Source organism: Algoriphagus aquimarinus (genome assembly GCF_900112005.1).
GTDB classification, from domain to species: domain Bacteria; phylum Bacteroidota; class Bacteroidia; order Cytophagales; family Cyclobacteriaceae; genus Algoriphagus; species Algoriphagus aquimarinus.
On sequence record NZ_FOKK01000007.1, the window covers coordinates 54093 to 77417 of the forward strand.

The following is a 23325-nucleotide window of genomic DNA, read 5'->3' on the forward strand; positions in this document are numbered from 1 at the left end:
CCGAATAGGATAATATAAGTACTTGTTTACTCACTACTCATACATTTTTGCGACCATAAGATGACTCCAACTTCCGTCACCTTGAGTATTGGCTGCTTGAGAAACTATAGGGAGATCTGCAGCTCCATTTTTAAGGATCCCTTCTTTACTCAATACTTCTCGTGCCGCTCTAATTTTTTCTTGGCTTTTTAAACTTTCCATCCAGGATTTCTGTGGTGGTTCAAATCCAATTTTATCCTTTCTCCAAGTAATTTCCTCTGGAAGAAGCCCTTGAAATGCTTCTCTCATCAAATATTTGGTCCAGCCATTGTGAATCTTAAACTCGGCAGGCATAGAGAATACAAACTCTACTAATTCATGAGAAAGAAAAGGAAGTCGAACTTCTCTGCTATGTGCCATAGAATTACGGTCAGCATATCTAAGCAAGGTGGGCAATCCTACTTCAAAGGTTGAAAAGTAAAGGTGGCTATTAAGATTACCTAAATCGAAATTGAAATCATTGTAGGCCTTTTTTCTATAATCTTTAAAGAAGTCATCCGACATCAATGTCGAGTTTTCCTTTTTATAGTTGACGACTTTTCTTCCTAGCTTATTTATCAAGGTAGGAAAGCGGGAAGCAACTGATTGCTTCAAGCCCGGCTTTCCAATCTTTGCATTGATTTGGTTTTCTAAATGAAGGCTTTGGTAGGCAGCGAATTCCTTTTCAAATTTTGCGCCTGATTTTTTCTTGATTTCGTTGAAAAATGTGGTGAAATACGGGTGATAGCCGGCTAGAATCTCATCCGCTCCTTGACCATCTAGTAGTACCGTCACTCCTTTTTTCTTTGCTAGCTCATATACTTGGTATTGAACTAATATGCTTGCCGAACCAAACGGCTCCTCTTGGTGATAGCAGATTTTATCAAAAACATCCTCCATTTCATCCATCTCACTGTACACCTCATGTGACGTGATTTTGGTTTGAGCTCTTACTTTATCAATAAAATACCCTTCGTCTTTATAAAAGTTCTTGAAGCGGGCAGAAAAGGTGTTTTGGATAGATTCAGGATGATCATGGAGCAGTTGATCCATGGCGCAGACTACCAAAGAACTGTCTATCCCACCTGACAAGCTGGATCCCACCAATACATCAGATCTTAGTCTTCTGCTCACAGATTCCATAAAAAGAGTTCTGAATTTCTCCTTAGCTTCTTCCAGACTTATCGAACGATTTTGAAAGTACGGATCGATTTGCCAATATTTTTCTACGCGATACTCTCCTTTTTCCCATATAAGAAAATGTCCAGGCGCCAATTTTCTCACTCCTTTGAAAAAAGTCTGACCTAAATCGGAGTGGTTTTCCAATAGATCAAAATGAAGGTAATTGAAAACCATTTCAGGATTTGGCGTTTTGGCTATTCCTGCAGCCCAAAATTCCTTCATTTCAGAACCAAAGTAGAAAGCGCCATCAAACTGCGTATAGAAAAAAGGTTTTTCCCCGAATCTGTCTCTTGCGCAAAACACTTCTCCAGTTTGCTTGTCATGTAGTGCAAAAGCAAACATCCCATCCAACTGTTGGAGGCATCTCTCCCGCTTCAAATCGAAAAGAGCAAGTAAAACCTCCGTATCTGAGTGGCTTCGAAACTGATAACCCTTCTGGATCAGCTGCTCCTTTATTTCAAGGTAATTGTAAATCTCCCCATTAAAAGTCAAGGTGTAACGATCAAGATAATGCATAGGCTGCGCACCTGATTCGCTAAGATCGAGGATAGAGAGTCTCCGATGGCCAAAGCCTACAAAACCATCCTCACTGACCCAATGACCTGAACCATCTGGCCCACGGTGAATTATAGCGTTAGTCATCTTGACCAACTTCTCTTTGGTTACTTGATTTGGGTTTTCAGAAAGTATTCCTGCTATTCCGCACATAAAAGTTCTATTTCAATAAGTTGATTATCGTACTCAAAAGGATATTTTTATAGTTATCAGAATTTAATAACTCTGCAGCTAAGTGAGAAGAATCTTTAAAACTATTGACTTCATCATGAGAAAGATGTCTCAAGTTCTGAACCATTGTATGTACCTGGAAATCAGAAGACACTACCCCGAAATTGTGTTTTTTCACCAAAGAGGCCATCTCTGGAGAAGGTCCTACAGCTATGGCCAATCTGGCCTGTATAAATTCAAAAAACTTATTTGGCAAAGCGTGCAAATAATTAAAATTATCCGGAGGCAAAAGGAATATCCCTAAATCATAGTCATGAAGAATTGGAACTATTTCGTCAAACTTCACAGGCGGAATAATTCTTACATTATTATACTTATCAGCAAGTCTTTTAAGCTTTTGATGATAAGTCTCATCATTAAAAACTAACATCATATCCAATTCAAACTTGCCCTCCAACTGTGCTGCCACATCAATCATCATTTCTAACTGCCTACTTTTGATAGCGACTCCGTGATGAATCATCCTTATTTTACCTTCGGATTTATGCTTTGGAAAGAGCTCATCATGGTAGGTCCCAGCATTAGGAATTACTATACTATGAGTATGGTAATTCTCCAAACACTCCTTTGCAATTCCTTCACACACATTAATCATTAAATCCAGCCTAGGGAGATAGGTTTGATAGATATGATGGTGAATTTTCCCCCATGTATTTCTCCATCGTAGGTCACTTTCGAATTCTCTAGGATGAAATTCGTGTGCATTAAAAATTACTTTAAAAGATTTGTTCTTACTGAAAAAATAGGGCAAAAATGTTCCAGGATGGACTATTACTAAATCTGGGTTTACATCCTTGAGAAGCTTATCAATTTTACGTTGAATTGTGAAATATCTTCTTTTAAACACCTTACCAAATGAAATCACTTGAAAGATTTTCCCCAGAGTATATTCAAAGTGAGTGAGTAAAAACTTTTCAGCATTGATATACTTTATACTATCATCATGAGGAGGCGTGATACCTGTTGCTACAATCTCAAAATCCTCTTTCAACGCTTCAATTTCTCTTATCACTCGAGGAGCATTGTGCAGTGGATTAACAGTAAAGATTAATATTCTCATGAATTAGGATGCGGTAAATCGAGTCATTATTACTCCTCTGATTTTGAGAAGTTCTTCCTTATTTACCCACGCAATTATAGCGAAAGTGACACCTAGTAGCAGTGCTTTTAGAGCTAAAGTGTAAAAGAAACCACCATCTGGAAGGTAATATGATGAAATGGAACAAATTATAAACGCGACAAAAACTGTCAGGTTCTTCAAAAAGTTATATGGTATATAAAACAGCTTTTGGGACTTCCAGAACATATAAACTGGGATAATTAGCTGTGCTATACAAATTGATATTGCAGCACCCTCTTTTCCAAAAAAAGGTATAAGCAGGAAATTAAGCCCAATCAAAATAGCTGCTGACAACAGACTAATAAGACCTAATGGTGCTGTCTTTTTAGCAATGGCAGCTCCTAATCCTGCGATATTTGAAAGACCAATTAGCAAATAATTGAAGGTAAGGATACTCGCTACTATGGCTGCGTTGTAATAATCAGGAGTAGTCAAAATAACTAAGGCCTCATGTGCAAATACAGAGATAATTGTACACATCAATCCTACTACCAAAACATAGAATTGAAGAGATGCAGCATATACCTCTTTAGAGTTAGATTGATTGATTATTGAGAATGCAAAGGGAGACCAAGCTTGCTGAAAGGCGGTAGTTGCCAATCCTGCCACCGCGGCTATACTTATGCCTATCTGGTACAGGCCAACATCACTCTTCTCTAGGTACTCATTTACAAAAAAAACGCCTGACAAATTAACTACCCAATACCCCAGACTTGCAGGAATGAAGGGAAGTGCATATTTAAACATTTCAGAGAACTTCGAAAAGCTGAACCACCTAGGCGTTCCCATCCAGTTACGCAAAAAATATGCTGCCAATGGCAAGGTGACGATAGCCCCTAAAAGTTGAGCATAATAAACTCCCTCAACTCCTTTACGAAGGATTACCACAAAGAGGACATTTAATCCTATTAGAACTAAACTTTGAAATATGGAAAGAAAAACTGCCTGTTTTGCTTTTCGCTCAAATCGCAAGATATTGACACCCACTGCAGGCCAGACAAGTAGTGGAAGCGTAATTGCAAGAAGTTTAATCAAGTATGGCCCCTGGGAATACTCATCAAGAAGTAATCTTGACCAGTAATCAGCTGTAAAAACAAAAAAGATAGCCGCCAATACAGAAGCTAACAGATAAAAGTATAACCAGGTATTAATAATTTGCTTTCGCTCAGAATGATCCTCGGTATCGTAAAACCAACGTGCCGTCGAGTTGTCTAATGCTAAAACCAGTACTATGGAAATCAGGAAATAGCCATTGGTAAGGATTCCTATGATACCGTAATCATCAGGTGAATATACTCTGGTATAAATTGGTGTCAAAAAGACACCAATAAAACGCGTTAGAATACCTGAAAGTCCGTAAATCATGCTGTCAGAAGCAAGATTCTTCAAATTCTTCAGGACACTCATTCTACATTATTCATTGATCCTAAATACATTCTTTCATAGCTCTCTGCAATCTTTTCTTCATTGTATAATTTGAGAATCAAACTTCTGTTTTGTAATCTATCTTGTTCATTTAATCCATTAGAAATAGCCTTTTTAGAAAGCTCTTCAATTGAAAAAAGTAAAAATCCCTTTTTTCTCAAATCTATAAAAATAGAATTTTCCTTGGGTAGAAAAATCTTCACACCCAAAAACAGTAATCCTAAAATATTCCCAAATGCCTGCTGGATTCTAAGAAAAAAAACTGCAAATCCAACTTCCGTCAGTAGTTGGTAATATTCAATCTTAGGTAAGAAGGCTGTTAGGGGTTGGAATTTATCTCCAAAAGCATTGTTTCCAGCTGAGATTACTGCTTTTATATATTCCTCTCCTCCGTAGGAAAGAGGGCAAAGGATTTGATGTGAAATCCTTAATTTTTGTAATAAATCGATCCCATCGAGATGATTATTTTCCACTGCGCCCGAATGTCCAAGTAAAATCTTAGTACCTGTGGATTGAATAGTGGCAAATGAGTTTACCTCAAATAATTCATTGATGGACAATATATTATGTGGAATAATAATATAACATTTCCCAAATGTATCATCTGCCTCATTTACATCAGTGGGAAAACAGGTACCAATGTATTTTATTCGTTGAAAAGACTTTTGGTAATCATAGGAATTAATCTTTCCTAATAGGCTTTTCACATATTCCTTTAACTTGCTATTTCGCTTTAGTTCAGTAGTATTGGCTTCTTTCCAAAGCAGAGTTTGGCGGAGATAAAGAGGCTTTTTGTAGAATTTAGAATTATATAGATCGCCACTCCAAAGTACCCACACCAATTTCTCCGAAGGTATCTGAGATTTCTCCACAAAAAACCCAGTTTCCTGGGTATGGTAATGGATGACAACTCGATCATACTTATTTTTTTTTTTTATAAATTCCTGATACGCACTTGAGCCAGGCATCATGAAAGTGCAGACAGGAGATTTTATATAGTTTCTTTCCACACCGAAGCATGCAAAGTCATAGTTAGTACCCTGAAGTAGCTGCACTTTTTGTATAATCCAATCTGAATATGGGGAATCTGGTAGTAACACTAACACTTCCTTCATTCTGATAGGATATCCTTTAAGAGGTTGATGATGAGATCTTGATCAACAGCTTCGAGTTCTACAAATAAAGGCAATCTTAAGAGACAGTTTGAAAAATGATCTGAATTCACAAGCGGTCCCCCCTCATGGAGATCCTTATAGAATTCACTTGTATGAAGGCTGAGGTAATGAAACACTGCCCATATTCCTTTCGATTTGAGTTCTCGAATGATAAAATCCCTCCTATCTAAAGTCAAGCAATCTATATAGAATAAATGGGCATTGTTGGTTGAGTATGCGGGAATAGAGCAGGTCTTGATCTTCTCAGTCTGCGCGAGTTCATTTAACCCTTCTTTATAATTCTCCCAGATTTTAATTCGCTTCTGTTGGATCATATCCATGTGCTCCAGCTGAGCCCATAGAAAAGCGGCAGTTATCTCTGATGGCAAAAATGAAGAGCCTATGTCGACCCAACTGTATTTTGCCACCTCTCCCCTGAAAAATGCTGTTCGGTTGGTCCCTTTTTCCCAAATTATCTCTGCTCGGCCTGATAATTCAGAATCGGACACTACGAGCATACCTCCTTCTCCAGAGATTATATTTTTAGTGTCATGAAAAGAAAATGTTGCCAAATGACCTATTGATCCTAGTGGTATCTTTTGTTCATTATCATCAATAAAATAATTATCAATAGCCTGTGCCGCATCTTCCACCACGTACAATTGATGGCGATTAGCAATCTCCATGAGCTCATCCATCTTACATGCTACTCCGGCATAGTGAACTACTACTATGGCTTTTGTCTTTGGAGTGATTAACCCCTCAATCAAAGATACATCCATCGTCGGATGATCAGGAAAACTATCGACAAACCTTATTTTCGCTCCTCTAAGTACAAAAGCATTTGCTGTAGATACAAATGTGTACGAAGGCATAATCACCTCGTCTCCTGGCTTAATATTCAATAAAATAGCTGCCATCTCCAAGGCATCCGTGCAGGAATTAGTTAGCAGGCACTTTTTGAATCCATACTTCTCTTCAAAAAATGTTTGACACAACTTAGTGTATTTACCATTTCCGGAAATTTTTCCTGATGCTATAGCATCTGCTATATACTCGAGCTCTTTTCCCGTTTTAAATGGTTTATTGAATGGAATCATAAATTAATTGAGGCTTTAAAACAATTATTTAGGAATACTACTTGAGAAATGGCTGAGATAAGAAATCTAATCAAAATTTTAAACTTATAATATTCAAGTAGTTGTAAAAGGATGTTTTGCTAATGGGCTTTTCGCCAGCGGATGATAATCCCCCTTCAGTCCGATAGGTTCTGCATGCCTAATGTGTTGTACAATCTCTATACTTGGTCGTGCTTCTTCCAACCCGAACCCTTTCCCATCTAATACATGCTGGTAGCTATGCGTGTGCAGTTCCGTGAATCCATCAGAGAATTCTATTTCCGTTCCTTCCATAGTCAGGGAGCGATAGGTTCGTCCACCTTTTGCTTTGACAGCATCCGGTAAGGTATCCGCATTGATACTTAAAAACCATCGTACTCTCGCTCTTTCCAATTCGAAATATCCCGATGCTCTGTCATGGGTATGCACATGAACCACATTTTTCTTCACTGCTCCGAATACCCAGGTGAGCATATCGTAGAAGTGAACGCCAATATTGGTAGCAATTCCACCTGATTTGCTCACATCACCTTTCCAAGAAGTATAGTACCAGTGACCTCTGGAAGTAATATAGGCTAGGTCAACATCGTATATTTTGTCAGCTGGGCCTTCTTCAATCTTTTTCTTCAATGCGATTATAGAAGAATGCAATCTCAGTTGAAGAATATTGTACACGCGTGTTCCATGCTCCTTCTCCACCTCTGATAAGGCATCAATATTCCAAGGGTTAAGCACCAGTGGCTTCTCACAAATCACATTAGCACCTACTCGCAATCCAAAACGGATATGGGAATCGTGCAGGTAGTTAGGCGAGCAAATACTCACATAGTCTATCTTCTTATCTGTTCGCTTAAGTTTTTCGATATGTCTATCGAATCGTTCGAACTCAGTGAAAAAATCAGCATCTGGGAAATGGCTATCCATTACACCCACACTGTCAAATTTATCATAGGCTGCGAGTAATACATTACCTGTATCCTTTACAGCTTTCATATGTCGAGGAGCTATATATCCTGCGGCACCTATCAAAGCAAAATTCTTCATTCTTAAAGTTTTGTTACTTGGTTATTTTGGAGCATATAGCGATCGCCTGTCTCCGCACATTCAGCTTCGCCCTGCGCGTTAAATACTAATTTGGATCCAAATTCACTCATCCATCCCATTTGCCGGGCTGGATTACCAACCATTAATGCAAAATCCGGTACATTTTTGGTAATTACTGCTCCTGCTCCTATAAATGCAAATGACCCAATATCATGGCCACAGACAATTGTAGCATTAGCCCCTATGCTGGCTCCTTTTCCTACATGAGTCTTTGCATATTCGGACTTTCGGTTCACAGCACTTCTAGGATTTATCACATTGGTAAAAACCATAGAAGGCCCTAAGAACACATCATCATCGCAGGTTACTCCTGTGTAGACAGATACATTATTTTGGATTTTAACATTGTTGCCAAGAATCACACCTGGCGATACTACCACATTCTGGCCAATGTTACATCTCTCTCCAATTTTACAATTAGGCATCACATGTGAAAAATGCCAGATTTTAGTTCCGGTCCCGATTTCACAACCTTCATCTATGTAGGCACTTTCATGCGCGAAGTATTCTTTCATCTGTTTATAAGTGTTTTAATGACCCAATGGCTATCGTAAAGAATCTTGCGTGATACTTCTTTCGCGGTAGCTACTGTGTACTACCATCTGCTAGGAGCTCGCTCGATTTCATTCAAAAAATCGGTTTATCGCTTCAATAATATATTCTTGATCTTCAGCTTTCATCTCGGTATGGATAGGAAGAGAAAGCACTTTCTCACAAAGGGATTCCGCTACAGGGAAATCACCTTTTTTGAATCCCAAATTCTTATAGGCTTCCTGCTGATGAAGTGGAAGCGGATAATAAACCATGGAAGGGACTCCTTTTTCAGCCAGATAGCTTTTCAATTCATCTCTACTGACTCCTTCGACTTGTATCGTATACTGGTGAAAGGCATGGGTAGAATTAGTTGCTCTTATTGGAATCTTAATATGGGTATGTCCAGCAAATGCCTTATCGTAAGCGTCAGCCACTTCATTTCTGGAAGTAGAGTAGCGATCCAAGTGCTGAAGTTTTACATTCAAAATAGCGGCTTGCAACGTATCCAACCTTGAATTTACTCCAACGATGTGATGATGATACTTCTTCATTTGACCATGATTAGCGATCATGTGTAGTTTCTCGGCCAGCTCAGCACTGTTGGTAAACATGGCCCCTCCATCTCCATAACAACCTAAGTTCTTGGAAGGGAAAAAGGAGGTAGTTCCCACATCTCCCATGGTACCTGCTTGCCTTACTCTTCCGTCTGAGAAGGTATATTTGGCTCCTATTGCCTGAGCAGTATCTTCAATGACCTTGATGTTATGCTTTTTGGCTACAGCCAAAATAGCTTCCATGTTCGAACATTGCCCGTATAGATGAACCGGCACTATTCCGGCAGTTTTTGATGTTATTTTTGATTCTAATTGAGTGATATCGAGTTCATAGGTAGTACCTATCACATCTATAAATACAGGGACTAGGCCCAGCAAAGCAATCACTTCTGCAGTTGCCACGTAAGTAAAAGCTGGAACGATTACCTCTTGTCCAGGCTGGAAATCTAAGCCCATCATGGCTATCTGCAATGCATCTGTACCATTACCGCAAGTAATCACATACTTGGCTCCGGTATACGCCGCCAAGGAACTAGAGAAACTCTTAACCTGAGGGCCATTGATAAAAGCAGTGGTATCAATAACTTCTTGAATCGCCTGATCTACCTCAGGTTTAATTAAATCATATTGGGACCTTAAGTCCACCATTTGAATAGCACGCATAATTAAATTACTTAGAATATAGGGAGAGCAAAATCCTGTAAATTGAAAACAAAATACCAACAAAAAACCCTAGAAATAAGCTAAAAATAATAATGAGAGGTTTATTAGGCTTACTAGGCCCTAATGGAATACTGGCTTTTTCCATTATTGTAAAAATTGGAGTTTCTTTTTTTAGCTGAATCATTGCTTGCTCCAATTCCTGCTCCATAGAGTTGTAGATATTAAAAGCAATGTTAAATTCAAATTGTAACTGTTCTTCCTTGGTCATTGCTCTTCTAGAGACCATGCCCTGATTGGAATCTCTAAAAGAAGCAAGTTTCATTTGAGATTGTAGAAACTTATTTTCTGCCTCCTTCACTCTCTCCTCAATAAAATCCAAATTCACCTGTTGCTTGGCCGTTTTGTAATTAGTGACATAGTCGATTAGTTTTTCATAAACTATCGCATTGACTTTGGCGGCTATTAAAGCTTCCGGCATGGATACCTTAAGCTCAATCAATTTCATTTTATCTTCAATCAAAATTCTAGCTTTTAATTGACCCATGGCAAAAATCTCTGAAGATGATACAAATACATAGGGAGTAATAACCGCTTCTCCTGTTCCAACTTCATCCTCAGAAATGACTAATTCTTGAGAGGAGAATATTCCAATAATTCTTGCCGGAATACTAAAAATAAAATCAATACTCTTCTTAACAATATTACCTGGCTTTTCCTCCATATAATATTCCTCCAAGGTCATCTCCTTACCTTTGGTTTGAAAGTAAAAGGATTCTTTCATGATCCCGAGCAAAAAATCCCTGCTATGAATCACATCTGGAAATAATTCCGAGCTTAATACTGCTTGATCTCCCTGCATTTGAGGGAGGGAAATACCCGCAAGACCTACAAGTGCTCCCATTTGCCCTAGTTGTCCGCCACTATTGTTTTCTTCAAGTATAACCAGAGAAGATGAGGTATATTCCTTTGGACTAGTGAAAGCAATCAAAATCCCGATAATTAGGCCTGACAAAGTGAATAGCAATAGCCTTCTTTTATTTAGGAAAATTTTTCGGATCAAATCCAGGTAATTCATCTCCATACTTGACTGATCATTCATTGACACCACTTAACAAAAATTTAAATTACTCAAAATCATATTGAAACTGGTGAAGCTGGAATCCCTTTCACCTTACTTCCTGAACTAAAATCCTTAGTCACAACAGCCCCAGCGCCAACTACTACTTTCTCGCCTAATGTGACTCCAGGTAGGAGGACTGCCCCAGCACCAATACGGCATTTATCTCCAATCTTAACTCCTCCAAGCAAAATAGCTCCGGGACTGATCTCGCAGAACTCCCCTATTTCACTTTCATGATGTACGCCAGCTCTCACATTGATCAATGTTCCTTTTCCAATTTTCACATTTGAACCTACAAAACTGAAGGATAATGCGTCATATTGAAGCTCATCTTTGGTTTCTACCCGAGCTGAAATAGCTTTTATAGAAAATAACTTTCCCCCGAGAGAAGTTAGTTTTTGATATAATTTTTCTCTAAAAAATGGATTACCAACTCCTAATACAAATCTTGAGTCTTTATCAAAAAGGGAGACAATGGAAGCTTCTAACTTAAACTTTAAAAGCAAGTTTTCATCAAAGTCAGATCTCCCTATTTCATCATCATATACCAAAAGATCAAGCGCATCAAAACCTAATGTTATCAGCTCAGCTTTGATCTCAAGAGAATGTCCGCCAGCACCAGCAATTATCATTACTTACTATTCGTCAAAACATAGTAAAGCCCTTGTATCATTAACAAGGGCAATAAACATTACTTAGATCCGATTCCGTGAGCTTCAAAACCCAGAGTTTTTAGGTATTTTCTATCATAAATATTTCTACCATCGAAGATGACTTTGTTTTTCAAAAGTCTGCCTACTACATCCCAGCTAGGAATTCTAAATTCCGACCACTCAGTCACGAGAAGTAAAGCATCAGCGTCTACTAAGGCTTCGTAAGCATCTTTGCAATAGGTCACTTTATCAAAAATGTAATGCTCTCTGGCTTCATCCATAGCGACTGGATCGTATGCTTTCACAGTAGCTCCAGCGGCTCTCAATTCATCAATGATCACTCCTGCGGGTGCCTCACGCATATCATCAGTGTTTGGTTTGAAACTCAAACCCCACATCGCGAAGGTCATGCCTGTTAAGTCTTCTCCAAAATGCTCTTTAACTTTCTTTGAAAGCACGTATTTCTGATCATCATTTACTTCTTCCACAGCTTGAAGCACTCTCAAGTCGTAGCCATATTGCTTGGCAGTTTTGATGATAGCTTTTACATCTTTTGGAAAGCAAGAACCTCCATAACCTACACCTGGATATATGAATTTATTACCAATCCTTGGATCAGAACCAATTCCTCTTCTTACCATATTTGCATCTGCACCTACGAGTTCACATAGATTTGCAATATCATTCATGAAAGAAATCTTAGTGGCCAGCATGGCATTCGCTGCATACTTAGTCATTTCAGCAGAAGGAATATCCATATAGATAATTCGCTCTCCACTTAGCTGAAATGGCTTATACAAACGCTTCATGATCTCTTCAGCACGTTCATCATCTACGCCGATTACAATTCTATCTGGCTTCAAAAAATCTTCTACTGCTGCACCTTCCTTTAGGAATTCAGGATTTGATGCTACAGCAAATGGCAATTCAGAACCTCTTTTGCTGAGTGCAGCTTTGATCGCTGCACGAACTTTCTCACCAGTGGTAACTGGCACAGTACTTTTGGTAGCTACCACGATGTAATCTGTCATTTTCGTACCGATCTCATCTGCCACTCCCAACACATACTTCAAATCCGCTGATCCATCTTCACCTGGAGGCGTCCCTACAGCTATAAAAGCTACCGAAGCTCCCTGAATGGCTTCACCCAAATCTGTACTGAATTTGAGTCTACCGCTCTTAAAATTCCGAATTACAACTTCTTCTAGACCTGGCTCATAAATAGGCATAATGCCATTTTTAAGGTTGTCTATTTTTTTTTGATCAATGTCAACACAAGTAACTTCGATTCCTACATCAGCAAAACATGCTCCTGATACTAATCCTACATATCCGGTACCTACTACTGCTATTTTCATATAATTCTAACTAGGATTAATAACTAATATTTGATTTTGTTTACTATGGATTCTTACTATTATTCACTATCGTTTGGACCAAAATGGCCACAGTGGCCATACTAGATGCAATTCCTATCCAAGTGGCTGGGCTCATACGACTTCTTACAGGCTTCTTTGGGACTACAATTTCAGCACCTGGCTCCAATTCAGGATAGAATCTCAACCCTAAAAAATGATGCGTTCTCTTAGCATCACCATTGGCATAAACTACGTAAGTCTTCCCACGTCGAGCTTCTTCAGTGAAGCCCCCAGCTTTTGATATGTAATTTCTCAAATTATTTTTCTTGCTATATCTGGCAGTAGTAGGCAATAACACTTCACCCACCATACGTACAGTTTGCAATTCTTTTGGTATCTGTATTATATCTCCTTCAAGTAAGATTAAATCTTCTTCTGAGCCTGGATGGGTCAATATATACTCTAAGTTAATCCCTACAAAATCCTGTTCTTTTAATCTCATAGAAGTGATCGTTGAGTCTTGTCTCAGTGTATCAAAAGCAGGAGCAATAGCAAAAAGCTTACGTTTTTGCTCAGCCTGCTCTCTTTCCAACCGCACCAATTCATTTTGAGCAAGCTTTTTATCTATCCTGTCAAACAACAACTCTTCGGCTTCATTCGAGTTTCTATTTGTTTCAGGATCCAAATTTGATCGAATATCTTTAAGCGCTTGATTCCTCAACTCTTCATCCGTTGGCCCTTTGAAATAAACTGTTCTTCTGATCAGGCTTGCTCCTTTTGGATAGGCATATTGAGTTACCCCTCCCGCTCGTTTAATCACATCTGAGATTCGCTCATTAGCAGCGGCGATCGCAAAGTCCCCTGGATAGGTAACCTCCCCTTGAATTGAAATCAACTGTTCTCTTTCAAACCCTGGACTTCTTCTTATAAAAACATGGTCAAATGGCTGAAGTGGTTGATTTCTTTCTTCATCAGTCAACTCTAAATTTGGATCAATCGATAAGGTCTCTATCTCTGCGATCTTCCCAGAAGAAGCATCACGCACCCTCCTAGCTATCTCAATTGATGAATTAGTAGCTGATTTCAGCAAACCTCCTGATCTCAAAATAAGGTCTCCGACAGTCATGTCTGAAGCGAAAGGATAAGTGCCGGGATAATTAATCTCACCAGAAATCTTCACATAATACTCCTCTTGAATATCATACCTGCTCGGTACAAATAGAAGATCTTCGTTTTTCAAGGGCACATCCGGAGATGTTCCATTCAATATTCCTTTTAGATTAAGAGACTCTGCAGCCAAAGTTAAATCAGAACTAGTTCTGTATAGTGTAGCTCGAGTAGAAAATGCCTCTGGTTTTAAGCCCTGAGCTTTTTCAACCAGACCTTTTACAGTCAATCCACTTTCGTCTAAGGAATATTCTCCAGGTCGTGTCACTGATCCTGTTACTTGAACTCTATTTGAGAATCTATCTAATGCCTCTCCTATTAATATCTCATCCCCATCTTTGGGAGAAAATGTACCAAACTCACCAGATGGTACATCTACCACTTTCCGTTGGTTGTTTTCAATTCTGCGGACAGTGATTCTGTCTTTATAGGCCATACTAGTAAAACCGCCAGTATATACTAATATATCATCCAAAGACTCGCTAGGTTTCACTTCAAAAAGACCTTCTCTGCGGACAGGTCCTACAATTTCAATTCGGGTAGAAACTGGAGGTACTATTACTACATCATTGTCCTGAAGCGTAATGTTTGAACTTTGAATACCACGAGAAAGAAATTCATAAATATCAACAGTGGCAACTAATCTATTGTCCCGATAGACTTGGACATTTCTAAATGCACCATTTTCATTTGGTCCTCCAGCAGCAAAAAGTCCATTAAAAACTGTTGCAAAGGATGGCAAAGTGTAGGTTCCAGGTTTGGTCAATTCACCCACCATAGAAACCTTAATCGAACGAATATTACCTAACCTTAATTGGATAAAGGTATTTGGGTTGGAGCCATTCATCCCTGAGTATATTCTACCAAGAGCAGTTTTAATCCTAGAAGAAGCTGCTTCTATACTCGACCCTCCTACTTGTATAGGACCGACATTAGGAATAAAAACTCTTCCCTCGGGAGAAACATTCAAATCGTAGGATTGCTGAGAAGCACCGTAAACGTCAAGCAACAATTGATCTCCTGATCCAATCACATAAGACATTGGAGTTGGAATATTTAAGCTCGGATTGAAGTTAAGATCACGGTTGTGAAACAGCTTGAATCCAAAAATTTTCTTCTGCTTTAAAGTCAAATCGTAATATGGGTCCGATCGACGGATGGAATCAAACATATCAGTTTCCTGAAAGCCATTGATCGTTCTACCACCAGATCCATCTTGAGAACCACTCTGTGGCATAGCTGTCATCTGAAGTTCAGAGATTCGCCTACTCAGTTTAGCTGCTTCTAACGCAGGCATTCCTCTCTCGCGTGCCAAAGCAGTTAACTGATTTGTGGTAAGGCCATTTGATTCAGCTCGTTTTACTAGTTGCTCGATTTGAGCATCTGACAAATCATCAACCTTTAGGTTTTGGATATCTGAGAGGCTTTGACTTTGCGCTGCAAAGGCTACCAATAAAAAAATCGCCATAAGCAGGCAATTCTTTGCATTAATCAACCAAGTGTATTTTTTCAATTCTATAATTTTCGTGTTCAATTCAATTTCCAACTCTGTATCAACTGCAAATTTCTGATTTTTCATTAATTCTCAAACAATTTATCACAGCTTCGCCCTTTCAGTCACAGGAGCGCCTATCATAAAATTCACTTGTAAAAAAGGGCTTACTTATGCCCCGACTTCCTTGTCAAACAAAATCAGACCGGTAGAAACCATCCTCTCGTCTAGCAATGTCAATACCACTTTTCTCGATATTATTTGCTCGATTCTATTAGATAGACTTAAAATGTAATCCTCATTCAGATTATCTCCCGTTACCACTACGTCAATCTTACCTGAATCGATACCCTTAGAAATATCTCCAACTAGTACTACTTGATCTACTTCTCCCATTCGTTCAAGAATTTGCTCCAAGAGTTTATCCAGTCCCAAATACTTTCGAATGATATCTTGAATGTTAGTAAAAAAGGGATGCTTAACATTTGCCATGTAGGCAATTTTATTTTTATCAGATTCTTTTACAAGGATTCCTGCCTTTGTCAAATTGTTCAACTCCTTACGTATAGCATTGGTTGATTCCCCAAATTCATCCGCCAATCCTCTTAAGTGGCTCTGCGTTTTGGAATTAACGAAAAACTTAACAAGTAATCTCAACCTTGTCTTTGATGTAATCAAGGATTCAAGCATAAAAATTCACCCCAATAGTGAGTAACAAAGGTACTCATTGGTTTGGATAGGAAAAATAAAACTTTGTGTTTTTGAATAGAATGACAGCTGAAAACTACTTTCTTTTTATTGTCAATATCCTTTGTAGATATTATCTGGCTTTCTTTTCAGAAGTCTTCTAAAAACACTTCCAGTCAACGCGCTAAAGGCTCCTAGAAAAAAACCTAATACTGCAGTCACTGCAAACAAGGCAATATCAGACCCAAAGCCCATTAATTCTCCCATTTTTTGAGGCAGAGGACTACCTGAAACTGTACTGATGTAGAGACTTTGGCCTAGCCACGCTAACCCCATTCCTAGCCCTCCAGCAAAAAAAGCTCCGGCTCCCCTATTTCCCACCAAGGCTGCAAAAATTGCGATCAGCAGCATAACTGACCAGTAATGTAGAAAAGGATTAAATACGACGACAAGTAAGGCCGTGAGAAAGGTGAATAGTATAAATTTCATAACTCTTAGTTTAAAATAGTTTGGAATAATACACCCTCAGTTTGGTCTGTAGTCCTTTGCTTAAAATCCAAGTATTCTCCATTTGCCCATTTCTGAATGAAATTACTGTAAAACTTGCTACCTGGATTGCCTGATTGCCCTCCAGGATAAATGCCATATGCATTCACTTCTGAGCCTAATTCTACAACCATTCTCCAACTTGCCCCATGCCTTTCGCTGGTGGCGTTAATAATCCCTGAACCTCCACCAGTGTAGACATTCTCCACAGAAAATGATTTAAACTGTGGAACAAGGTGCTTAATTGTTGTATTCTTATAATTGGCCCAGGAAAAATCCCCCTCCTCCAATTCCCATTTCTTCATATCCTCAAGCATTTCTTTGAAGCCCTGCTTTACATGGGCCGAGGCCATTTCTGTTTGCGCGGTATTTTTCAAATCGAACACTATTCCTTCGGGCTCATTTTTCATAAACAAGACTGTCTGATAGTAGCTAGGTAAAACAATGGGAGCAACATTGCCAGACAATTCCTTCCATACTTGACTATATGTTTTTCGCCACCAGATATAAAATAAGGATGGACCCTTTTGATTAGGATCCGCATAAAAATCCCACTCTTTCAATAAGGTGATATACTTTTTTGCTTGGTCATCGTCTTCAAACTCACTTCCGAGCAAGCCCAGCATGATAGGCAATGCTTCAGCAGCATGTAAATAGTAATCGTCGAATTGTAGTGCCTGAATATCTTCAACAGTGATTTCTTTCATTTCGCTAAGTCGACTATTCAACCTACGATTTCTATAGAATTCAAAACTGTTGTCAAACACATAATAAGGATAAGTTGAGTCTGTAGGATGCTGATTGGCTGAACTCACAAAACCACGACCAGGATTTAAGGTACTGGCATTTTGTGCATTTGGAATATATCCTTGCCATTCCATTCTAGGGTCAGCCCCATCCATAAAGAACTTTCCTTGTCCTTTCCATTTGAGTGGGAATTTACCTTGAATACGCATGGCGATATCTCCGCTTTTAGAAGCAAAAACAAAGTTCTGAGCTGGAGCCGTGAAATTATCTAAGGCAGTATTATAGTCCTCATAGTTCGTTGCAGTATTCAGCAAAAGGAAAGTTTTCTGCTCATTTGAACCTTCATGCACATTCCATTTCAATGCAAAATTCACATCCTGACGATTAGAATTGAAGGTTTTATCATAGACCACTGGCCCATAATGTGTATAGGCAACGGTATCAAGGTATGCCTCTTCACCTTTCACTTTTATTTCTTCTACTCTAAAAGTGGTCTGTTCCCACTTTTCACCATATCTGTAAGCTTGTCTCGACTCATCCTGAAAAGTTATTTTGTACCAATCCCTAGTATCTCGGGTAGCATTTGTAACACCCCAAGCAATATTTTCATTGAAACCGGAAATCACTCCTAGGGCACCTGGAAGTGTCGCACCTTTCACAGAGTGCTCAGGTGTAGTCAACTGCATGGAATACCAAAGTGACGGAAGGTTCAAACTCAAGTGAGGATCATTTGCCAAAATCGGATTTCCGCTCTTAGTTTTCGATCCAGATACTGCCCAGTTATTTGAGCCTGTACCTTCCTCTGGCTGTGGCAAAGGGTCAAGTACTAATTGATCATCAGGATAATTAATGCTGTCGGGGCGAGTAACTGCAAGTGGATTGAAATTCCATTTATGACCAGATTCAATGATTGGGTCTACACCCGCAGGATATTCTGGATAAAGCTTATCCAACATGACATCTCCCAAGATTTTACGCAGATTGGAATACTCCAAATCACGGTCGCCTACCAGCATGTCAGTCATGTATTTCAACAAAAGAATAGATTTGAAAGCTGTCCAGTGCTCAGGTCTATAATTGAGGATTTTATATTCCACAGGTAACTGAGCGTCTTTCAATTGATCTATGTACTGATTCACTCCATCTGCATAGGCTTCTAACAAAAGGTAGGATTCTGGATCATTTTCTTGAATAAATACCACTCCCTTCTCAGCACCGTAGGCCAAGCCCTTTCTTCGCGTCATTCTGTCCAGATCCAAAGCCAAGGGGCCGACGATTTCAGAAATTCTCCCCGCTGCTGCCATGGTTTGAAATTCCATTTGCCAAAGTCTGTGCTTTGCAGTGATGTATCCTTGAGCCCGGTACAGGTCAGCCTGACTAGTTGCAAAAATGTGAGGGATAAGATTTTCATCATATACCACTTTCACCTCGCTGCTCAAATTGCTGAGTTCCAATATATCTTCGGCCAATTCATCTTCAGAGAATGAATTTTGCCAAAATCCATGGTAAGGATCAAGTAGAGGAGCTAAGGGTGGAATGGCTCCAAACTGCTTAGATACTGACAGGGCTAAAGCTACTGTCAAAGTCAAAACGACTAAAAAACCTATATACTTCATTGAATCGATTTCAGGTAATGTGACGAATTTAGCCGAATCTGCGAACTATTAGTCAATTAGTGGTATCCTTTTAGGATCTAAAAATAAAAAAAGCCCTCAAAAAATGATTTTGAGGGCTTCTATGTGAATATATAGTACTAGTTAATCGTGATCGGCAACTTAAGTTTTTCCCAGCGAATCACTAACCCAGGGCTCTTAATATCCATCATTAGCCCTTCTTGATTACTTTCTTCCCAAACAGGGTTTACATCCACCCTCAAAACGTCATTTTTCTCATCGTATTGGAAATGGCCATGCTCTAGATCCCACTCAGAATTGAAAATCACGGTCCACGGACCAGTTTCCTTTGGGATAGTGAAAAGAGAATATTTACCAGCAGGAAGTTTTTTGCCTTCTACTGTCATATCCTCGGATAGAACCACGTATGATGCTTCATTTGCGCCAGTTCTCCATACTACATTGTATGGCACCAAATCTCCCCATAATTCTCGGCCTTTCACCGCAGGAGAACCATATTGTACTTTAAATGCCTTACCGGAAATCTGACCTTCTTTCACCATCAATGGGCTCGGTCTGGATTCTGATGCCTCAGCGGCTTCTTTGGTTTCTGCAGCTACTTCAGACTCTGAAGATTCAGAGGTCTTTGATTCACCGCATGAAGCAAAAGCCATTGCAATAACTGCTGTCGCTAAAATAGTTTGGTACGTTTTCATAGTGGGTAAATTTCTATCGAAATAACTAATATTTAGTAAATGAGCAAAATTCAAGCCTCTCTTTCATCATTTGCGATGCAATCATTTGCTTCAATTCCAAAAATTTTAACTTTACAGAATAGTAAAATGATTTCTACCAATCAATTTTCACTTGGATCGAAGATTGCTCTGAAGGTAATACGCGCACATTCCTCAATAGGATCATGATTTATTGCATAATATATTACCAGATCAATTTCAATTCATGAAAATTATTACTTGGCTCATTTTTGTCGCATCTCTATTGTTGTTTGCTAGCGTTTATATCTCACCGGAGTATTTTCAATACGTGGGATTATTGCCTTTTTTCATCCCATTGATTTTAGTACTAAATGTATTACTCCTGATAATCTTGATTTTATCCTGGAGGAAATTATCGTTTCTACCTCTTTTTGCTTTACTCATCGGCTACAAATTTTTTCTTGCCACATTCCAGATCCATCCAAAAAATGAGGAAGCCGTAGGTTTGAAAGTCCTCACCTACAACGCGCATATGTTCTTTGACAACCCAAAAAGTGAGGTAGCTCCCGGTTCAAATGTGCTCTCTTGGCTTCAAAACCAACCAGCCGACGTGAAGGTTTTTCAAGAATTTTATCAGGACAACACGACTCCTTCACGTGATGCAATCAAGATTCTTGGAAAAAACTCTAACTACAAAGTTTCCTATCATATCACCGATGGTAACCCAAGTAAAAAATCAAATGGTTTAGCTATTTTCTCCAAATACCCCATCATCAATGACGGTAAGGTCTTCGATGCCCAGGGGACTAATGGCGCCATATTCGCTGATATTCTAGTGAAAAATGATACCATTCGTATTTATAACACTCATTTGGAATCAATGCGGATTAACTCAGATGGACTGGAAAATCTGGAAGGGGTCAAGGAAAATTACAGGCAAACATTAGGCAAGCTTCAGCGAGGTAGTCTAGCTCGGAGCAAACAACTTAAAGTACTATTGGAGCACATGAATAATAGTCCCCATCCTTTAATTCTAATGGGTGACTTAAATGAAATCCCCTACTCATACACCTATTTCAAACTAGGTGAGAATTATGAAAATGCTTTTGAGAATGCAGGAAGAGGTTTCGGCTTTACTTATAACCGTATTCTTTTCTTCTTAAGAATTGACCATATTTTCTCCAGTCAAAAGCTGAAGGCAGTACAATTCAAAACTCACAGAGAGGTTGATTATTCCGATCATTACCCTGTATCAGCTACATTTACTTGGGAGGGATTTGCGGAATAATTATACAATTATCATTTCTTGAATTTTTTCTCCCACATCTTTTTTAAGGGTAAAAGAAGTAGTGGTAATAACATCAGATCTGCCAATAGAGCAAAAATCATAGACGCAGAAATCAACAAACCCGTAAAATGGGTAACTCCAAACTGGCTAAAGATCAACAAGCCGAATCCAGCAGTCAAAACTATTGTAGTGAGAACAATAGCCTTACCAGTTTCTAAAAAAGTGCGTTTCAATGCATATATCAGGTTTTTACCTAAAACCAATTCGTGCTTCAGTCTACTCATAAAGTGTATACTATCATCCACTGCTATCCCAAAGGCTACTGTAAACAAGATCGCGGTGGTCAGCTTAAATTCAATTCCCAAGAAGTACATCAGTCCAAGCATCCATATGAGTGGAATGAAATTCGGTATCAGCACCAGAAATGAAATTCGCCAAGACCTAAACAGAAAACCTACGATTACACCAACTAAGAGGAATGCGACCCCGAGGCCTTTAGCCATCTGTAAAGTCACAGATTTGTGCCCCTTATCAATCAAATAGGCAGTCCCAGTCCATCGAACTTGTAGTAGATCAGGATTAATTTCCTGACGAGCAAACTCAGTCAACTCTGCCCGAAGCGTAGTCATTTTCAGAGAACCCAAATCTGGAGCTCTGGCGCTGATTCTCCCTGATTTTTGATCAGCAGATAGCACTTTTGCATCACTTTCCTCTATTACTTTATCGATCCATTTATCCATTCGCTGCCTTTGTCCTCTGGAGGGAAGTTGGAAAGCTTTTACGTCACCTTGGTTTTGTGCTTGATTGATAGATTTCACCAATGTCAAAGGAGAAATAGCCTGGCCTTCGCCAAACAACTCATGGATTTTCGCTTCTACTTTACCCAATTCTACCAGCACATTATAGTCCAGCAAAGAATTTGCTTTTTCACCAACTGAAATATAAATCTCCAATGGATTTGAACCTCCAAATTGCATGTCAAAATATTCAAAGTCATGTCTAATAGGATGATCAATAGGAAGATTATCTAATAGGTATCCATTAATCTTAAGTGTAGAGCCTAAGGCGATACAGAGAAGAGTAATCCCAAGAAATGATAGGCGGATGGACTTTTTATGTTTCAATTGCCAGGAAAAAATCTTCAATAGCAAAGTTAGCTTTTCTGCCTCCTGAAGTGATTTAGGGATTCTAATGGGAATAAGATAAAGTAAACCTGGAGCAAGTGAAATCACAGCAAAAAACATCACCAACACTCCTAACCCAGTGGTCCATCCGAAATCCTGAAGAGCTGGGATGGTTGTGAAATAGAGTGAAATAAAACCTAATGCTGTTGTCAGCACGGTTAACCAAACTGGAACAACTAATTCCTTGAAAACAGCCCGTATTGCAGCGCCCTTCTCATCGCCTTCTTTAAGTTTTTTAATAAAATGAGTGAAAAAATGAATCAAAGCACTTAAACCGACAATCATAAAAATAGTGGGCTGCATGATTGACATCACATCCAGAGGTTTTCCCAACAAAATAAGTAAGCCAAAAGCCCATGCGACGCCTATGATTAGAACCAATAGCGGAATAATTACTCCCCACCAAGATCTGAAAATCAGTACGAGCAAAAGCAGCATCAGTAAGATGGAGCCCCCGAAAAACAGCCCGAATTCATTCTGCATCAACTTGATAAAATCACCCTGAGTCTGGATTTTCCCTGCTACTGCCAGAGGTTGAATACCATGCTTTTTGAAGACACTTTTTATAGAACTGTATAAGCTGTCTCCATCCGACTTGGAAATATTTTGCTCGTTTTTGATCCAGAGCAAAAGTGCATTTCCATCCTTTGAAATCAGCTGAGAGCTATATTGATCCAGATTAGAAGAAGTTTTACCAAGGGAATTGTCATCTGACCAATCCAATACTTTTCTAGATCTCAATCCAAAAATCCCAATGATGGGTTGCTCCAAATTAAGAATGGAAATGACCGTATCAACTTGATTAAATCGCTGGATTTCATCCTGTATACTAGTAGCTTTTGTCAAAAAACCAGGAGACAATAGTTCACCTGTTTCATTTCCCAGCGCAACTAGGAGGTAGTCATTATCATTTTCAAACTGACTTTTGAAATTTTGATAGAAGTCTAAGTCCTCGTCATTCTGCGGGAAGAAAGTTTCAAAATCATAATTGAATTGTGGAATTGGACGGAAAACCGCTAGCAAAACGCAGAGTAACACTGCAGAAACAAGGAATGTGTAAGCTGTTGACTTTCGAAACATCTATTCGTTTACATGA

At 39.0% G+C, this 23325-nt stretch carries 18 protein-coding genes; 1 reads left to right on the top strand and 17 read right to left on the bottom strand.

Annotated elements, in window-relative coordinates:
* Positions 1 to 33 precede the first annotated feature (33 nt).
* The 16 genes from asnB to BM291_RS10735 all read right to left on the bottom strand — a co-directional run bounded on the left by asnB (position 34) and on the right by BM291_RS10735 (position 19757).
* A complete protein-coding gene (gene asnB / locus BM291_RS10660) occupies positions 34 to 1908 on the bottom strand; it encodes an asparagine synthase (glutamine-hydrolyzing) (RefSeq protein ID WP_092897191.1) in 1875 nt (624 codons plus the stop codon).
* Between the two features lie 7 nt (positions 1909 to 1915).
* A complete protein-coding gene (locus tag BM291_RS10665) occupies positions 1916 to 3046 on the bottom strand; it encodes a glycosyltransferase family protein (protein ID WP_092897193.1) in 1131 nt (376 codons plus the stop codon).
* A 3-nt stretch (positions 3047 to 3049) separates the two neighbouring features.
* Entirely contained in the window at positions 3050 to 4513 is a 1464-nt protein-coding gene (locus tag BM291_RS10670; RefSeq protein ID WP_092897195.1) for a lipopolysaccharide biosynthesis protein, read from the bottom strand.
* Positions 4510 to 5646, bottom strand: coding sequence for a TDP-N-acetylfucosamine:lipid II N-acetylfucosaminyltransferase family protein (locus tag BM291_RS10675; RefSeq protein ID WP_092897197.1), 1137 nt, complete (start codon positions 5644 to 5646; stop codon positions 4510 to 4512). The genes BM291_RS10670 and BM291_RS10675 overlap by 4 nt, the downstream gene beginning before the upstream one ends.
* Positions 5643 to 6785, bottom strand: coding sequence for a dTDP-4-amino-4,6-dideoxygalactose transaminase (rffA, locus tag BM291_RS10680; RefSeq protein ID WP_092897199.1), 1143 nt, complete (start codon positions 6783 to 6785; stop codon positions 5643 to 5645). The genes BM291_RS10675 and rffA overlap by 4 nt, the downstream gene beginning before the upstream one ends.
* A 93-nt stretch (positions 6786 to 6878) precedes the next feature.
* Positions 6879 to 7847 carry a Gfo/Idh/MocA family protein gene (locus BM291_RS10685; RefSeq protein WP_092897201.1) on the bottom strand — a complete coding sequence of 323 codons (969 nt, stop codon included), beginning with the start codon at positions 7845 to 7847 and terminating at the stop codon, positions 6879 to 6881.
* Positions 7848 to 7849: 2 nt separating this feature from the next.
* Positions 7850 to 8422 carry an acyltransferase gene (locus BM291_RS10690; protein WP_092897203.1) on the bottom strand — a complete coding sequence of 191 codons (573 nt, stop codon included), beginning with the start codon at positions 8420 to 8422 and terminating at the stop codon, positions 7850 to 7852.
* 108 nt (positions 8423 to 8530) lie between these two features.
* Positions 8531 to 9658: a DegT/DnrJ/EryC1/StrS family aminotransferase gene (locus BM291_RS10695; protein WP_092897205.1), complete on the bottom strand. Its 1128-nt coding sequence runs from the start codon at positions 9656 to 9658 to the stop codon at positions 8531 to 8533.
* Between the two features lie 7 nt (positions 9659 to 9665).
* On the bottom strand, positions 9666 to 10757 hold the full coding sequence (locus BM291_RS10700; RefSeq protein ID WP_092897207.1) for a GNVR domain-containing protein: 1092 nt from the start codon (positions 10755 to 10757) through the stop codon (positions 9666 to 9668).
* A 35-nt stretch (positions 10758 to 10792) separates the two neighbouring features.
* Positions 10793 to 11410, bottom strand: coding sequence for a DapH/DapD/GlmU-related protein (locus BM291_RS10705; protein WP_092897209.1), 618 nt, complete (start codon positions 11408 to 11410; stop codon positions 10793 to 10795).
* 59 nt (positions 11411 to 11469) lie between these two features.
* Positions 11470 to 12789, bottom strand: coding sequence for a UDP-glucose dehydrogenase family protein (locus tag BM291_RS10710; RefSeq protein ID WP_092897211.1), 1320 nt, complete (start codon positions 12787 to 12789; stop codon positions 11470 to 11472).
* A gap of 43 nt (positions 12790 to 12832) precedes the next feature.
* Positions 12833 to 15424 carry an SLBB domain-containing protein gene (locus BM291_RS10715; protein ID WP_092897520.1) on the bottom strand — a complete coding sequence of 864 codons (2592 nt, stop codon included), beginning with the start codon at positions 15422 to 15424 and terminating at the stop codon, positions 12833 to 12835.
* Positions 15425 to 15619: 195 nt separating this feature from the next.
* Positions 15620 to 16105 (bottom strand): protein kinase family protein, encoded by a 486-nt coding sequence (locus BM291_RS10720; protein ID WP_317045656.1) that lies wholly within the window; start codon positions 16103 to 16105, stop codon positions 15620 to 15622.
* Between the two features lie 144 nt (positions 16106 to 16249).
* A complete protein-coding gene (locus BM291_RS10725) occupies positions 16250 to 16624 on the bottom strand; it encodes a hypothetical protein (RefSeq protein WP_092897215.1) in 375 nt (124 codons plus the stop codon).
* 5 nt (positions 16625 to 16629) lie between these two features.
* On the bottom strand, positions 16630 to 19044 hold the full coding sequence (locus BM291_RS10730; RefSeq protein ID WP_092897217.1) for a penicillin acylase family protein: 2415 nt from the start codon (positions 19042 to 19044) through the stop codon (positions 16630 to 16632).
* Between the two features lie 137 nt (positions 19045 to 19181).
* Positions 19182 to 19757 (bottom strand): DUF2911 domain-containing protein, encoded by a 576-nt coding sequence (locus BM291_RS10735; RefSeq protein ID WP_092897219.1) that lies wholly within the window; start codon positions 19755 to 19757, stop codon positions 19182 to 19184.
* A 244-nt stretch (positions 19758 to 20001) separates the two neighbouring features.
* Here BM291_RS10735 and BM291_RS10740 point away from each other — a divergent pair, with 244 nt between their 5' ends.
* Positions 20002 to 21045 (top strand): endonuclease/exonuclease/phosphatase family protein, encoded by a 1044-nt coding sequence (locus BM291_RS10740; RefSeq protein ID WP_092897221.1) that lies wholly within the window; start codon positions 20002 to 20004, stop codon positions 21043 to 21045.
* Positions 21046 to 21056: 11 nt separating this feature from the next.
* On the opposite strand, the gene BM291_RS10745 is transcribed toward BM291_RS10740, so the two are convergent.
* Entirely contained in the window at positions 21057 to 23309 is a 2253-nt protein-coding gene (locus tag BM291_RS10745; RefSeq protein ID WP_092897223.1) for an efflux RND transporter permease subunit, read from the bottom strand.
* Between the last annotated feature and the right edge of the window lie 16 nt (positions 23310 to 23325).